The organism is Paenibacillus sp. FSL H7-0442 (genome assembly GCF_038593105.1).
In the GTDB taxonomy this organism is placed as follows: domain Bacteria; phylum Bacillota; class Bacilli; order Paenibacillales; family Paenibacillaceae; genus Paenibacillus; species Paenibacillus polymyxa_D.
The window spans coordinates 3,520,567-3,536,442 of sequence record NZ_CP151963.1 but is presented as its reverse complement, the minus strand read 5'-3'; the positions used below and the strand labels follow the sequence as shown (position 1 = coordinate 3,536,442).

The following is a 15,876-nucleotide window of genomic DNA, read 5'->3' as shown; positions in this document are numbered from 1 at the left end:
AACAATTAAATGAAAAGGATGGTCGTCACATCGTGACCTATGATATACTGTTTTAGACATAAAATGTTCACAATTTAAATCAACCAGTAAATCAAAGGAATCTATCTGCTTTATTGATTTTTGTAAGCGTTATCTTGTCCTGCGTGTTTCTCATTAATCCATTGTGAGGAGGCTGAACGCATGAAGATTGAAGAACTCCAGACTGTAGTTCCCACATCCAACATGGGCCCGTATGAACAAGCTTACAACAACTTTCAGTGGGAGGATGCAGAGCGTCATTTTACGTGGTATGAAACAGGCAAGGTAAATATGGCACATGAAGCCATTGATCGACATGTACAGGAAGGACGGGGTGAGAAAGCGGCACTATTGTATTGTGACGCAAACCGTCATGAAACCTACACCTTCTCTCAGCTTCGTGCTAGCTCTAACAGGTTCGGAAATGTGCTGCGCAAATACGGTATTGGTAAAGGGGAGCGGGTGTTTATTTTCATGCCACGTTCACCTGAGCTGGTTATTAGTTTACTTGGTGTTCTAAAGGTAGGGGCTGTTGTCGGTCCATTGTTTGAGGCGTTTATGGAAACTGCGGTTAAGGATCGATTGGAGGATAGTGGGGCAGTTGCATTAGTGACCACACCTGCGCTTCTGTCACGGGTAAAACGTGAGGAGCTTCCTGAGCTACGGCATATTTTTGTGGTTGGTGATATGGATGAACGCGAGCAGGGAATTATCGATTTTGAGACAGAAATGCTTACGTCCTCAGAGGAACTTGAGCCTGAATGGTTGGATCGTGAAGATGGATTAATTATTCACTATACATCAGGCTCAACAGGCAAGCCCAAAGGCGTGTATCATGTGCAAAATGCAATGATTCAGCATTACTATACTGGCAAAATGGTGCTGGATTTGCGGGAAGATGATGTGTATTGGTGTACTGCTGATCCTGGCTGGGTCACGGGAACGTCATACGGTATTTTTGCTCCATGGCTAAATGGAGCGACGAATGTCATTCGTGGGGGGCGTTTCAGCCCGGAAGACTGGTACCGTACGATTGAGCGTCACGAAGTGACCATATGGTATAGTGCTCCTACAGCGTTTCGGATGCTGATGAGCGCAGGGGAGCAGGTTGTTTCCAAATATGATCTCAGCAGTCTGCGGCATGTATTATCCGTTGGGGAACCGCTGAATCCCGAAGTGGTGCGATGGGGATGGCAAGTATATACACAGCGCATTCATGATACTTGGTGGATGACGGAAACAGGCGCACAGTTGATCTGTAATTACCCTGAGCTGCCGATTAAGCCGGGTTCGATGGGAAAGCCACTCCCAGGTATTCAAGCTGCTATTTTGGACGACAGAGGGCAGGTGTTGCCTCCTAACCGGATGGGTCACTTGGCGATCCGTACACCATGGCCATCCATGATGAATCGTATATGGAACAATCCGAACAAGTTTCAGGAATATTTCCGCTTTCCCGGTTGGTATGTATCGGGTGATTCGGCTTACATGGATGAGGACGGATATTTCTGGTTTCAGGGTAGGATTGATGATGTCATTAACTCCTCTGGAGAGCGAATCGGCCCTTTTGAGGTGGAAAGCAAGCTTCTGGAGCATCCTGCTGTAGCGGAAGCCGGAGTCATTGGAAAACCAGATACCGTGCGGGGAGAGATTATCAAAGCTTTTGTTGCACTGCGTGAAGGCTATGCACCGTCTGAAGCTTTACAGCAGGACATCTATCGCTTCGTTAAGGAAGGGCTGTCTGCCCATGCTGCTCCACGCGAAATTGAATTTAAGGAAAAGTTACCCAAAACCCGCTCTGGTAAAATTATGAGACGCGTGTTGAAAGCCTGGGAGCTTAACCTTCCTACAGGTGACTTATCTACCATAGAGGATTGAAGTACTGTGTATATTAGAATTAAAAAAAGGAGTCTCCAAAGCCCTAATGGCTAAGGGGACTCCTATCACTTTCTACTCTTGTCTTCAGTTATGGACGGACGGCTCCGGAAGGAGCCGATTCCCCCATGGCATTCATGGAAGTGACACGAAACCAGCCTTTTGGCTTTTTCTTCGACTTATATTCAAAGCTGGTAGATGCGGTAGAGCCTATATTTGTAAAAGGCTCCGCACCGCTTTCGCTGTAATACACGTTATAGCCTGTAATAGCGTCCGCCGACTTACCTGCGCTCCATTGGAGCGCTACGGATGAGCCTGCGGCTTTAGCTTGAGGCTGTCCAGGGGCAGTAGGGACCTCTGTAGGCTGCTCACCTGTTCCATCTCCCTCGCCCGGAACGTCTGGAGACTCAGAATCTGCAGGTGGCACTACAGGTGTTGCGCTTGCTTTCGTGCTTGGACCGGACTCATGGCCGCCCACATCAACGGCGGTCACGTAGTAGCTAGAGCTGCTGCCCCCAGGGCTGTCAGAGAACACCTTGGAGCTGTCAGCCATAACGACCTTGCCAAGCCGTTGGAAGCTCCCCCCATCTGTAGAACGATACAGACGGTATCCTACGACGTCGCTGTTTCCGCTTGGGCTAAAGCTGATTATGGCTTTACCATCACTATAGCTTACGTTGACGCTAGATGGAGCGTTAGGAGCTGCTCCATCGTCCTTGCGTGGATCAATCTGAGTAGGAGCTTCCTTATCTGCATCCTGAGGCAGATAGTAGGACAACGAATTATGTCGTCTCATCACCTTAAAGGCTTGCTGAAGCTCTTTAATCAATTCTGAGATTGACTTTTCCCGTTTCCTAACGGTCCGTTCATATAACATATCATCCGGTGTACCATCGCGTGGAATATAATTCACACCTTGGTAGGTAATATATTTCGCACGACTCACACCATTTTCACTGTTTTTAGGTGGATACTTACTGTTATAAATGTCCGAACCATATGCGGATGCTGTACGGCTTACAATGCCGTCAGGTCTCTTGAAGCTGTCCGTTTGGAACAGCTGAGCATCTTTAGCTGTTACTTCATTCATGATTAGAGCCCATAAGCGGCGAGCCCGCTCTTTTTGGACTTTCGTTTCAAGCTTATTGACAGGTTGCTTGTAACCAACCCATACACCCAGTGTGACGTCAGGCGTAAAGCCCTCGAACCAAACATCAGTGTAGGATTGCGTAGTGCCTGTCTTGCCGGCAATCGGAATCTTACCGGATTGGTCAAAGTTCCGCTTCACCAGTCTGCCTGTGCCCTCCGACACGGCTGTACGCAACATATCTGTCATCAGGTAGGCGGTTTGCGGTGAGAAGGCCTGCACAGGATTAGGCTGATGCTTGTATATAATATTGCCTTGCGAATCCACAATCTTTTCGATCATATAGGCGTCATTAAACACACCGCCATTTGGAATGGCTCCATATGCATTCGTAAGCTCCTCGACGGTCACCCCATGGGCCAAGCCGCCAAGTACACCCGTTTGGGCGTTGTTATCACTGGATTCCAAGGTGGTGATGCCCAGCTTCTTGGCAAAAGCCCAGGCTTTGCTGATCCCTACTTTTTCGTTAAACAGCTTGAGTGCTATCGTATTGAGCGATTGATTCAGTGCATAACGCGCCGTGACCAATCCTTGATAGCGGTTGTTAGAATTTTTCGGAATGTGATACCCATTACTGCCATCTTTCAAAATAATAGGGGCATCATCCACGATACTACCAGGCTGCACAAGACCGCTGTCCAATGCAGGGAGATAGGCAGCAATCGGTTTCATTGCCGAACCCGGCTGACGAACCATCTGGGTGGCATAATTCATCTGCTCCTTTTGGAAGTCCCGACCTTCCATCATTCCAAGAATGGCGCCTGTTTTATGCTGAATCAGAATAGCCGCTGCTTGTTCGTCACCCTTGGTTTTACTAGTGGCAGAGAAGTTATTCTTATTTTCTGCAATTTGACGCATAGATTTGTATACGCTCTTATCAATGGTGGTGTACACCATATAACCGCCTGTGCGAAGCTGCTGTTCAGCTTCTTTGAGCAAATCATTATCGTCCTTGGTTTTGGCATCTGCACTGGCATTAGCTGCTTGACCCGGATTGGTGACAGACATGAGTGCCTGCGCAGCTTGTCGTTCTGTTTCTATCATAAGATATGGATAGGTGTTATAAGCCTTAACAGTACGTGGTGCGAGAGATTTTTTGATATCAAAAGCCATCGCTTCATCATACTGTGCTTTATTGATTTTGTTCTCCTCCAGCATTCGACTGAGCACCAGGTGCTGGCGGTTGATGGCTCTTTTAAAGCCAGCTTCATTAAACTCACCCTTACCGTTGTAAGCAGAATAGGAAGAAGGAAGCTGTGGCAAACCTGCCAGATAGGCAGCCTGGGCTATATTAAGCTCGTTCAGATCATTCTCATTAAAGATACCTTTGGCCGCTGCTTTAATGCCAAAGACGTTGTAACCGCTTGAACCGTTACCAAAAGGTACTTTATTAAGATAGGCCGTAATAATTTGTTGCTTGCTTAGGAAGCGCTCAAGGCGCAGAGACAGCAAAATTTCTTTGACCTTGCGATCATCCGTGCGATCGAGATTTAGAAAGACACGACGCGCAAGCTGCTGGGTGAGGGTACTACCCCCGGTTTGTACGGATTCATGCAGCGCCTTTTGCTTCACAGCACGCAGTGTTCCCGATAGATCGACACCTTTATGCTCGTAAAAATGATTATCTTCAATGGCAATGACTGCGTCAATGACGAGTTGTGGAATCTCCTTAAACGTGACAGGTCTTCGATCTTCTTCTGTCCGAAGTTGTCCGATGGGAGAGCCATCATTGAAATAAGCGAAGCCTGTAATTGCATTCTTATCTACTTCCTGTAGGATCATGGATCTGGAACGCACGGGTTCGCTTTTTACAATAGAAGCAACATAGCCGGCGGCCGCCCCTCCTGCAAATAGTGCCCCCATAAAACCGATGATGACGACCCACTTTATGACACGGCCGAGCCTTCGCATGGTTGTCCGCAAGCGGGAAGGCTTTGGCTCTGATACATTGTTTTTTTCTTCAACCATTAAGTCTTCCTCCTTTATAACAGCCATTATTATAGCATAAAATTACAAAATGAACCCATATGCTAAAAAGCCTGTCTTTTGGTGTCGTTGACTACATAAAAGCAGTGTGTTATAAATAGGTCAAAGTAAATATCGTGAAAAGCAGAGAAAGACTTCAGTAGAAGGCGGATTCACGTTGTACAGAGAGCCGATGGGTGGTGTGAATCGGTAGCGTCCCTCCTTTGAATTACCGTCTGGAGCTGTCTGGATGAATGGAAAGCTTTTGCAGGTTTGCGAAGCACCATAGTAATCCAGTACCGGGTGTAGGCCCGTTATAGGAATGAAGTGAAAGAAATGTCTGTCTTTGACATGCGTTTCTTTAATTAGGGTGGTAACGCGAGTAGCTCCTTCTCGTCCCTTGGGATGAAAGGGGCTTTTTGGTTTGTCTAATATGTAATATTTTGGATGGAAAATAGGAGGTATACAGGATGAAGTGGGAAGAATTGAAGCCAGAGCAGCAGGTAGAGGTAGAACGACAGCTAGAGGTGATACAGCGGGGTGTAGCGGAAATTGTACCGGAGGATGAGCTGAAGCGTAAGGTGATCAAATCGGTCGTTAGCGGCGAGCCACTCAAAATTAAGCTGGGCCTTGATCCATCTGCTCCCGACATTCACATCGGACATACGGTTGTTATGCACAAACTGCGCCAGTTCCAGGAATTAGGCCATCAAGTACAACTGATTATCGGAGATTTTACAGGCAGAATTGGTGATCCGACAGGTAAATCGGAGACTCGTAAGCAACTGACTGAAGAAGATGTACAGCGCAATGCCCAAACATACAAGGAACAAATTTTTAAAATTCTCGATCCTGAAAAAACAAAGGTATTTTACAATTCCGAATGGTTAGGGCCAATGTCTTTTGCTGATGTAGTAACCCTGTCGGCCAAAGTAACGGTTGCCCGTATGTTGGAACGGGATGATTTTACAAAAAGGTACCAAAACGGATTGCCGATCAGCATCCATGAGTTCTTTTACCCGCTGATGCAGGGCATGGATTCCGTGGCTCTCCAAAGCGATATTGAATTAGGGGGAACGGATCAGAAGTTTAATCTTCTGATGGGTAGAACCCTGCAAAAAGAATACGGAGTTGAGCCACAGGCTACTATTACTTTACCATTGCTTGAAGGGCTGGATGGAGTTCAGAAGATGAGTAAAAGCTTGGGGAACTACATTGGTGTTGATGAGGAGCCGAACGAAATATACGGAAAATCCATGTCCGTTCCTGATGAGCTGATGCTGAAATATTTTGAGCTTGCAACGGATATCAACAACGAGGAGTTGGCAGAGCTGGCGAAAGGTGTTAAGGAAGGCTCAGTGCATCCACGTGATGCCAAAATGAAGCTGGCTGGAACGTTAGTGCGCATGTACCATGGTGAAGAAGCAGAGGAAGCAGCGAAGCAGCATTTTGTGACCGTATTCCAGCAGCGCGCGCTGCCTGACGATATTGAAGAGTTCACCTTGACGGCTGATCAGTTAGAAGAAGGTGGCATTCGTGTGATCCAGTTGCTGACTCATCTGGGCTTTGCAGCATCTAACGGTGAAGCCAAGCGCAGTATTCAGCAGGGTTCGGTCAAAATTAACGAAGAGAAATGGACCGATGTGAACGAAGCATACACGCCGAAGGAAGGCGACATTGTGCAGGTAGGTAAACGGAAATTTGCTAAAATCAAGCTTGGATAATGAAAATATATTCAAAAGCAGCGCTGAGATTGTCTCGATCTCAGCGTTGCTTTTTTATTTCTGCCAAGTGAAAAGTCATGGTAAACTTAGCACAAATAATCAAACATGTAGGTGAAGAGTTATACATAATGAAAACGTGGGTTGCACAATTTGGGTGTAGGATCGATAATCAGAACAATTACGAGTGTGGGGAAGGATTATATGGACTATTTTAAACGAATTCAGTGTGCGATTGAGTTTATTGAATTGAATCTCCGGGAGGATCTAAAAATTGCCGATATTGCTTCACAGGCATGCTTTTCAGCTTTTCATTTCCAGCGGGTTTTTCAGGCCATTTCGGGTTTTACGGTTCAACAGTATATAAGAAGGAGAAGATTGTCCGAGGCGGCTGAACAGCTAAAACAATCCAATCAAAAAGTGTTGGACATTGCTATTGAGTTTCAGTACAACTCGCAAGAAGCCTTTACCCGCGCTTTTGAAAAGAATTTTGGGATCACCCCTGGGAAATATCGTAACAGTGATATTGAGCTTCCTGGACAAAGCAAAATTAATTTTCTGGATTATCAAAAAAATACGAAGGGGGATTTGGATGTGAACAAGCCAGTGATATTGCAGCTCGAAACGACCAAAATTATAGGGTATGAATATAAAACAAATCTGAATAATGAGCAGCACTATAAAGAAATTCCAGGATTTTATGGGCACTTTGGAGCCAATGAATATTTTATGTGTATCCCGAACAAGATCGCACCGGGAATGTCATATGGGGTTGCCTGTCGATTTGAAGACAATGGTGCATTTTCATTTGTGGTGGGCGAGGCAGTTGAAAAAGAGTCAAATGAACTGGCAGAGGGTTTCATATATATGGAGATTCCAGCAGGGAAGTATGCTGAGTTTGACGCTTCGGGTTCAGATGGACGGGTTCAGAATATACGAGACTTTATCTATGGCACATGGCTTCCTAATTCTAATTTTGAACGGAGGGAGGGACCAGATTTTGAAATTACGGACGTGATGAATTCCTCCTATCCAGATCATTTGAGCATGAAAGTATACATCCCCATTGAATAAAACTCTCAGGCTCGATCATAAGGAATATAAAAAAAGCACCCGAATAAATTCGGGTGCTTTTTGGTGCTAATGCAGGGATTAGCGGTTGTAGAATTCGACGATTTGTTTTTCATCGATATCTTGGGACAATTCGCCACGCTCAGGCAAACGAATGAATTTACCTTCCAGAGCTGCGTCATTGTACTCCAGGTAAGCTACCAAGTGGTTGCGGTTTTCCAAAGCTTCTTTGATGGAAGACAGGGAACGACTTCTTTCACGAAGACCGATCACGTCGCCAGGGCTTACTTGGTAAGAAGCGATGTCAACTTTTTTACCGTTCACAGTAACGTGACCGTGAGCTACCAATTGACGTGCGCCTGCACGGGAATTAGCAAAGCCAAGACGGAATACAAGGTTGTCCAGGCGGCTTTCCAGCAAGAACATAAAGTTTTCACCAGCGATACCGTGCATGTGTTGAGCTTTGTTGAACAGGGTACGGAATTGTTTTTCACCCAAGCCGTACATGTGACGCAACTTTTGTTTCTCTTGAAGCTGCATACCGTAGTTGCTGATTTTTCTCCGTTGGTTTGCACCATGTTGTCCCGGAGGGAAAGGGCGTTTCAATTCTTTACCTGTGCCGCTCAGGGAAATACCGAGACGACGGCTCAATTTAAATTTAGGACCAGTGTAACGTGCCATTATAGAGTTAACTCCTTCATAATTAAAATTTGAGTTGGGGCTCTCTTTGCGCTCCAATTTGTTCGGCGCTACCTATTAAGGTGAGACGCACTACTGACAGAAAAGTTCAGCCGCTGTCCTGTCAGCAACAAAAAAGATGAGGGTGACACAAACTGTTACGCCCAAAATTTAAGATCCGCACAGTAGATAGTTCTGCCGTACAGTCTTTTTCAATAATATATACTACATGTAAGAGTAGGTCAATGTCAAGAAGAGAAAAAGAATGAAAACGTCAAATTTTGTCGATAGGGCTTTAGAACTAAAAAAGTGGGACGAATTTCTGGAAAATGGATGCAAATTTCTAGAGTTGGGAGTAAAATAGATCATATTATGAGCTATAGTGGTGTATAGCCGCTGTCTTGGTACAGCTAATTTTGCTGTGAAGGAGCGCCTTAATATGTCGGAATTTTCAACAACGGATCAGCAAATGCTTGACAGTAAAACGGTCCAGGCTAGCGGTGCTCCGCTGTTTGATGATAAAGGATATACTTCTTTTGCCTGGCTCCAGAACATGGATATGACACCCTATGATTTCCCCTATATTAACCAGCTGCTTGTCCAAGGATATCGGAGTTGGTTACAACAGGGCAATGGTATATCCTGGATTAACGAAGAATATACTGCTGTTTTTAATTTTATAGGTGTTCGTGTTGCTGGTAAAAAAGAAGATGATGACGAGGATTTGGATTTGGTCGAACGTTGTTGCATATCTAGAGAGATGGAAGTGAGCCAGCGCAAACTTCGTGATGGAAGCCTTTCGTTTGTGTATATGGTTCCCATACTATGCCGTAATTACAAGAGCGAGCCCTTTGCCGCTCTTCGTTTTACACGGCCTGCTCAACATTCTGTCCCAAATCTGGACACATTGTTATCAGCTGCTTTACATTTTAAATCCTGCTTTTACACGAAGTTTGAGTACATATTTATGGAAGATGTCCTTGGGATGCGGAATCGAAGCGATCGTGAAGGTAGACGCCGTTCTATTTTATTTCAGATTGTAAAACGGATGCATGACAAAATTGACGTAGAAGGCGTGCTGGATGAGGTATTCGGGAGCATCGCCTATTTGTTTCCCCATGTAGATATCACCTTGTATATGAGTCAGGATCGACATAGTCGCAATCCGCAGGTCAAACCTTTACTGCTGCATGAACGGGACGAAGATGTATGCGTCCGTGCATTTATGAAAGGGCAAATGGCTGTGAATGAGCCTGTCGGTACACAAGATGAAATAACTGAAATCGGCATCCCATTACGTGGTAAGCAGGGCGTATACGGTGTTTTCCATATGATTCTTCCATCGGGCGCGGATAGTATGAAAAAAGTGGATGTAGAGCTGATTGCCATGATGGCGGATACGGCTGGCACCGCATTTGAAAATGCGAAGCTGCTTGAGCAATCGAATGTACTTATCCATGAATTGCGTCTCATTAATGAACTGGTTCAGCGCTTGAATCAGAGCCTGAAGTTAAATGAAATATTTGAATTTGCCGTGCAGGAGTTATTAAAAATGTTCATGGCGGACTTTTGTTGTATTGTACAGCTTGACCAGGATGGAAACTGTTTTAAGGTCATGTCGAGTAATGTGGAAAGCTTAAGACTGGAAAGTTACCCTCTTGAAGATGGATTTGCTGGACTAATACGCTTAACAGGGGAACCAGTGATTGTGTCGGACTATAGAAAGGATGGGAAGATATCCTCTCATTTTATGGATGCGACGCACTCCCAGTCTTTGATGGCTGTACCTATGAAGACCAGCGGTACTCCTAAAGGGGTTATACTATTGTCCAGCAAGCTTCCGCACTTTTTCTCTTACGATAATTACAAAATGTTGCAAATGCTAGCCCCTCATATCGGGTTGGCGGTAACCAATGCTATGCTGCACGCTGAGGTGCGGCGGTTGGCTAATATGGATATGTTAACAGGTCTGTATGTACGTCATTATGTGGACCAAATCATTCAGCAACATCAGGAAAAGGATTTCTGTGGATCTCTTATTTTGGTAGATATTGATCAATTCAAACAGGTGAATGATACGCATGGGCATCAGACGGGTGACGAAATTTTGAAAAGCGTCAGCAATATCGTTCGTTCGGCGACTCGCGATGAGGATGTATGTGCGAGATGGGGCGGCGAGGAGCTTGCCATTTATTTACCGCAGCTGGGGGTACAGCAAGCGCTCGGATATGCAGAAAAAATACGTTACCGCGTACAGCATGAAACTGAGCCTCAGGTGACTGTTTCTTGCGGGATTGCTGAATGGAACTGGCTGGACGAGCAGATCAGTATTGAATCTTTATTTTATAGGGCTGATATGGCCTTGTACGAAGCAAAAAATGAAGGACGCAATCGAATAGTTGTTGATCATGTAGCCAATGTGTAGAGAATATTCCTAGGGAATGTTCTCTTTTTGTCTTGTATAACCCATTGCGGACAGGTAATCCTAAACGTAGCTATATCGTGTGTATGATTGAACTATAGGGATAACACGATGAAGTGAACCAGGTAGCATAACTGGCTTGAAGCAGGATTATTGCTCATGAGTACAGTTATGTTCAGGATAGGACGGATGATGGGATGCATTGGAAAAAGCAATGGATGATGCAGGTTTGTGGTGTGTTGCTTGTAATAGGTGTGTTAAGTGGTTGTGCACTGGATCGACAATATACGCCTGAGCAGATTTTTAAGAGAGCAGTTGCAGGAATGGCTGGCAAAGAGATGGTAACGTTTACTGGACGGACTGCAATTAGAGCAGACAGTGGTCTGCCAACGAATAAGCAGTTTGAATATCGCGGTAGGCTAAGAAATCACGATGAATTGACCATGCACTGGGGTTCTGCAGAGGCTTTCCGTAAGCAAGGTGGCTACACAGCTCTGAAACAAGGTAAGTCCGAGCATGATGTTACACAGGAACGTTTTATTCGTCAGAGTGGGAAATGGGTTTCGCTGACATCCGGTTATCCTCCTGTGGTTGGAAATGGTATGTTAAATCGCTTCAATCCGATTCAGGAGCTTGAGGAATTAAATACACTGAATAAGAGCATTCGTATGGAAACGGGAGCTGCCCGGGGAACTTGGGTGTTGAGGATTGAACCGGAATCTGCTTCGGCAAAGCGCTGGTTGAAAGATCGTTTAATAAAAGAAATGAATACGTTAAACCCTCAAATCGTGATATTAAAAACTCAGCAGACAGGAACGAATCGAGAGCTGCGAAAGAAGCTGAGCCAAATATGGGCGGAAAGTTGTGAGGATATGAATAACCAGCTGAAGCAATCCATTGTGCATACGGTGTATCATTTGACCATAGATCGCCAAACAGGTTTACCCTTAAAGCTTTCATCCGAATGCCAGATTACCCGACAGGGAGAAAATGAAGATCTGCATCAAGAGGCTTTGATAACCAGAGTTACTTTTGAGGACTACAAGTAACGTGGCGGGCGTGATACAATGAATTTTGAATTAACCATCGTTCAAAAAGAATGAAATAGAGAAGGAGAGACACTACATGAAAGATCCTAGAATACTTAAGCTGGCGGAAAATCTGGTAGGTTACTCTGTTGAAGTGCAGCCTGGAGAAAATGTATTAATCGAAATGATTGGTACAGAGCGCGACTTACTTAACGCCATCATTCATGAAGTTGGTAAAAAAGGTGGAAATGTTTTTGTACAACTTACAGACCGTAAGGTACAGAGCGCCATGCTTCGTCACGCGACAAAGGAGATGCTGGAGACCTGGGCTCAGATTGACCTTAACCGGATGAAGCAAATGCACTGCTATATCGGAATTCGTGCAGGTGAAAATGTAAATGATTTGTCAGATGTGCCGGAAGATAAAATGAAATTGTATAATTCCATTTATCAGCATGCGGTACATAGCGAACAACGGGTGAAACACACCAAATGGGTAGTGCTGCGTTATCCGAATGACAGCATGGCTCAATTGGCGAATATCAGCACAGAAGCGTTCGAAGATTTTTATTTCGATGTGTGTAATCTGGATTATGCAAAAATGGACAAAGCTCAAGATGCATTGGCAGACCTGATGAATCGGACGGACAAGGTACGGATTAGTGGACCGGGTACGGATTTGAATTTCTCTATTAAGCAAATTGGAGCTATCAAGTGCTCAGGTCAATGTAATATCCCGGATGGCGAAGTATACAGCGCGCCTGTACGTGATTCCGTTAACGGAACGATCAGCTACAATGCACAAACCCTGTATAATGGCATTACTTTTGAAAATGTTAAATTCCGTTTTGAAAATGGTAAGATCGTGGAAGCAACGAGTAACGATACGAAGCGGCTGAATGATATTCTCGATTCTGACGAGGGAGCACGTTATATTGGCGAGTTTGCCATCGGGTTTAATCCGCACATCTTACATCCAATGAAGGATATTTTGTTTGACGAGAAAATCGCCGGCAGCTTACATTTTACACCGGGTCAAGCTTATGAAACAGCGGATAACGGTAATCGTTCATCGATCCACTGGGATTTGGTGTTGATTCAGCGTCCAGAATATGGCGGTGGTGAAATTTATTTTGACGATGTTTTGATTCGTAAAGATGGCATCTTTGTACTGCCTGAGCTGGAGCCATTAAACCCTGAAAATTTAAAATAACGATATCCGTTCTTGCTGAGAAAGCGATTTCAATGTATCATTATGGATGAGTAACGATACATGACAATTCAGTAAAGCGAGGGATTTCTATGTCCAATAATAACGCGGCGGTTGTTGAAATTGCACAGACGGCGAGCAAGTTCACCTCTTCCATCGTCCTTCATTCCGAAAATAAGTATATTGATGTGAAAAGTATACTGGGCTTGTTTACGACCCTAGTCAGCAGCCATAGCTATGAACTACACGTTCATGGACCAGATGCGGAGGAAGCCAAGAAAGCGATCATCGAGGTGTTCGAGAAGCACGGACTTCATATTTCAGTAGCCAGCTAACTTTATTCTTGAAGCAAAAGCATCCCTACCTGTAACTGTAGGGATGCTTTTTTTGTCAGGTTCTTGTATTAGCCTGCAATTTGGTCTAATATTAAGGATAGGACGTCTTGTGCGACATTGAGACATAGGGGGGAAGAATCCATGACTTCATCTGATTTGCAGGAACAATTGAATATCAAGGCTATTAATCTGCTTCAGGAAGATGCAGATAAAATAAAGAAGCTTATTGAAGTACAGATGGAGAATCTGGCAACCCGTTATTGCCCTCTCTATGAGGAAGTGCTGGATACTCAGATGTACGGATTTTCCAAGGAAGTGGATTTTGCGGTTCGCGCTGGACTTCTTCCGGAAATGGTAGGTAAACAGCTGGTCAGTGAGCTGGAACGCAATCTGGCTATTCTATATGAGGCCATGAATAATAAGGCCAATTAGGAAGACGGTTGAATTGATGAGAGCATGCGGAGCTTGAGAGCATGCTTTTTTTGATGCCTTTTTTTAAAAAAATGTTCTTTTAGGATGGTAAAAGCGCATCCCCTTCCACCATCCTAATGAACATTTTAAAACCTTAAAAAGCTACACAAGAAAGAAGGATACACCTAACAATACATACACTACCAATAGCATGAGCCCCTCATACCAGTTGGTTGAGCCGTCTTGGGTGATGGATTTGGCGATAAATACAGCGACAGCAATGGCGACCAGCTCAATAGTAGTGAAAACAATATTCATCGTGTTTCCCATAAAGTAACTGACAAATATCAGCACAGGGGCAACAAATAGCGCAATTTGCAAACTGCTGCCGACAGCTATTTCAACCGATGCACCGATTTTATTCTTCATCGCCAGTAAAATAGCAGCGCTGTGTTCGGCTGCATTACCAATAATAGCGACGAGGAAGGCACCTACGAACAATTCGCTGAGCCCAAATTGGGTCGTAAACACCTCCAGCGTACCTACCAGCCATTCGCTGACAAAAGCGACCATGACGGTAGCAAGTATCAAATAGGCAATGGATTTGTTTCTGGACCATACAGGGGCATGCTCATGTGGTAATTCTTCATCTTTTTGTTCGGTCACATCAGATAAATAGTCCTTATGCGTAATCATAGAAAAAATAAGCCACGCAATATACGCGACAATGAGCGTGCCTGCGACAATGAGGCTGAGCGTATCTGATTCGCTATCCGTGATAACGTGTGTGTTCAAAAAGACAGCTGGAACGAACAAGGCAATAACAGCCACAATCATCAGAGAACCACTTAATCCAGCCAGCGATATATTGAAATTTTGTACTTTGTACTTTAAACCGCCAGCGAACAGACTTGCTCCTAGCACCAACAGCAGATTACCGATGATAGAACCGGTAAGACTGGCCTTTACCATATCGTAAAGACCTTCTTTAACAAGAAAGATGGCGATGATCAGTTCGGCTGCGTTACCAAAGGTGGCATTTAAGAATCCACCTAAACGTTGGCCAGCATAATGCGCGACACTTTCGGTCGCCCTGCCGAGGAAACCGGCTACGAATACAACAGAAATTGCACAAATGACAAATTGGGCTATAGCGTTCCAATGCGTGTAATGAGCGACTGCGCTAAGTGCAAATGTCGCTATAAGCAAAGCGGGAGATAACCATTTTTTCAATGAAGAGCACCTCGATATCAATAAATGTGTACAAGTTTGGTGAAAGCTGTCACTTGTATGGATTTTCTAAATTAATATACCCAAAATGATATAGGTTGTAAACGAAAGTTGTTTTTCATACGTAGGGTTTGCATTTGGAGTGGCTGAGGCTTTACAATACAAATAAAGGATGGATGAAGGGGGACATAGGTCATGGCAGAGCAAATTCAACAACTGGAAGCAGGAAACATCAAGATTTCCAACGATGTCGTGGGTAAAATTGCCGGGATGGCCGCATTAGAGACACCGGGCATTGCTGCAATGTCAGGCGGTTTATCGGAAGGCTGGGCCAAAAGGCTGAGCGGTAAAAATGTGCAAAAAGGCGTATCAGTGGAGGTTGGACAGCTGGAAGCTGCCATTGATCTACGTATTATCGTACTCTACGAAACACCTATTCATGAGGTGTCCCGAATTCTTCAGCAAAATGTACGAGAAGCCGTCGAAAGTATGACAGGTTTGCGGGTCGTGGAAGTGAACGTAAAAGTGGAAGGTGTCGCGTTCAAGGACGACGCAGTGTAATAGAATCAAGGACCGATAATTCTACATTTTTAACCAATTGTATACATGCCGGGAATTCCGTAGGATAACCCGAATAAAAACACGAAAACTGGTGGTTATAGAATCGCCAGTTTTCGTTTTATGAATCAACAGCATAGCCATTTTTGCAGAAGGTTTCCGTATTTTTATACATAACCAAAAGAACTTCCAAAGCCACCGTTGTAA

The 15,876-nt window shown here is 44.6% G+C and carries 12 protein-coding genes and 1 other annotated feature; of the genes, 9 read left to right on the top strand and 3 right to left on the bottom strand.

Annotated features, from left to right (window positions below; genetic code table 11):
• Nucleotides 1-180: 180 nt before the first annotated feature.
• Complete coding sequence (acsA, locus tag MHH57_RS15530) at nucleotides 181-1,896, top strand: acetate--CoA ligase (protein WP_209949561.1); 1,716 nt, start codon at nucleotides 181-183, stop codon at nucleotides 1,894-1,896.
• An 88-nt stretch (nucleotides 1,897-1,984) separates the two neighbouring features.
• Here acsA and MHH57_RS15525 read toward each other — a convergent pair whose 3' ends face one another.
• On the bottom strand, nucleotides 1,985-5,008 hold the full coding sequence (locus tag MHH57_RS15525) for a penicillin-binding protein 1A (protein WP_209949563.1): 3,024 nt from the start codon (nucleotides 5,006-5,008) through the stop codon (nucleotides 1,985-1,987).
• Nucleotides 5,009-5,143: 135 nt separating this feature from the next.
• Nucleotides 5,144-5,409: a binding site (T-box leader), on the top strand.
• Nucleotides 5,410-5,475: 66 nt separating this feature from the next.
• Here MHH57_RS15525 and tyrS point away from each other — a divergent pair.
• Both tyrS and MHH57_RS15515 read left to right on the top strand, forming a co-directional pair.
• Nucleotides 5,476-6,729: a tyrosine--tRNA ligase gene (tyrS, locus tag MHH57_RS15520; protein WP_165150271.1), complete on the top strand. Its 1,254-nt coding sequence runs from the start codon at nucleotides 5,476-5,478 to the stop codon at nucleotides 6,727-6,729.
• A 201-nt stretch (nucleotides 6,730-6,930) separates the two neighbouring features.
• Nucleotides 6,931-7,800, top strand: a complete 870-nt coding sequence (locus MHH57_RS15515; RefSeq protein WP_029517647.1) for an AraC family transcriptional regulator — start codon at nucleotides 6,931-6,933, stop codon at nucleotides 7,798-7,800.
• A 78-nt stretch (nucleotides 7,801-7,878) separates the two neighbouring features.
• On the opposite strand, the gene rpsD is transcribed toward MHH57_RS15515, so the two are convergent.
• Complete coding sequence (gene rpsD / locus MHH57_RS15510; RefSeq protein ID WP_013310919.1) at nucleotides 7,879-8,478, bottom strand: 30S ribosomal protein S4; 600 nt, start codon at nucleotides 8,476-8,478, stop codon at nucleotides 7,879-7,881.
• Nucleotides 8,479-8,914: 436 nt separating this feature from the next.
• Between rpsD and MHH57_RS15505 the strand changes: the two genes are divergently transcribed.
• The 5 genes from MHH57_RS15505 (at nucleotide 8,915) to MHH57_RS15485 (ending at nucleotide 13,902) form a co-directional block, all read left to right on the top strand.
• Complete coding sequence (locus MHH57_RS15505; RefSeq protein ID WP_029517646.1) at nucleotides 8,915-10,900, top strand: sensor domain-containing diguanylate cyclase; 1,986 nt, start codon at nucleotides 8,915-8,917, stop codon at nucleotides 10,898-10,900.
• 194 nt (nucleotides 10,901-11,094) lie between these two features.
• Nucleotides 11,095-11,946: a hypothetical protein gene (locus tag MHH57_RS15500; RefSeq protein ID WP_342434283.1), complete on the top strand. Its 852-nt coding sequence runs from the start codon at nucleotides 11,095-11,097 to the stop codon at nucleotides 11,944-11,946.
• A gap of 76 nt (nucleotides 11,947-12,022) precedes the next feature.
• On the top strand, nucleotides 12,023-13,138 hold the full coding sequence (locus tag MHH57_RS15495) for an aminopeptidase (protein WP_039270845.1): 1,116 nt from the start codon (nucleotides 12,023-12,025) through the stop codon (nucleotides 13,136-13,138).
• Between the two features lie 89 nt (nucleotides 13,139-13,227).
• A complete protein-coding gene (locus tag MHH57_RS15490) occupies nucleotides 13,228-13,470 on the top strand; it encodes an HPr family phosphocarrier protein (protein ID WP_013310915.1) in 243 nt (80 codons plus the stop codon).
• A gap of 141 nt (nucleotides 13,471-13,611) precedes the next feature.
• Nucleotides 13,612-13,902, top strand: coding sequence for a YlaN family protein (locus tag MHH57_RS15485; RefSeq protein ID WP_007431028.1), 291 nt, complete (start codon nucleotides 13,612-13,614; stop codon nucleotides 13,900-13,902).
• 141 nt (nucleotides 13,903-14,043) lie between these two features.
• Here MHH57_RS15485 and cax read toward each other — a convergent pair whose 3' ends face one another.
• A complete protein-coding gene (gene cax, locus MHH57_RS15480) occupies nucleotides 14,044-15,114 on the bottom strand; it encodes a calcium/proton exchanger (RefSeq protein ID WP_029517643.1) in 1,071 nt (356 codons plus the stop codon).
• 192 nt (nucleotides 15,115-15,306) lie between these two features.
• Here cax and MHH57_RS15475 point away from each other — a divergent pair, with 192 nt between their 5' ends.
• Entirely contained in the window at nucleotides 15,307-15,672 is a 366-nt protein-coding gene (locus tag MHH57_RS15475; protein ID WP_013310912.1) for an Asp23/Gls24 family envelope stress response protein, read from the top strand.
• Nucleotides 15,673-15,876: the final 204 nt, after the last annotated feature.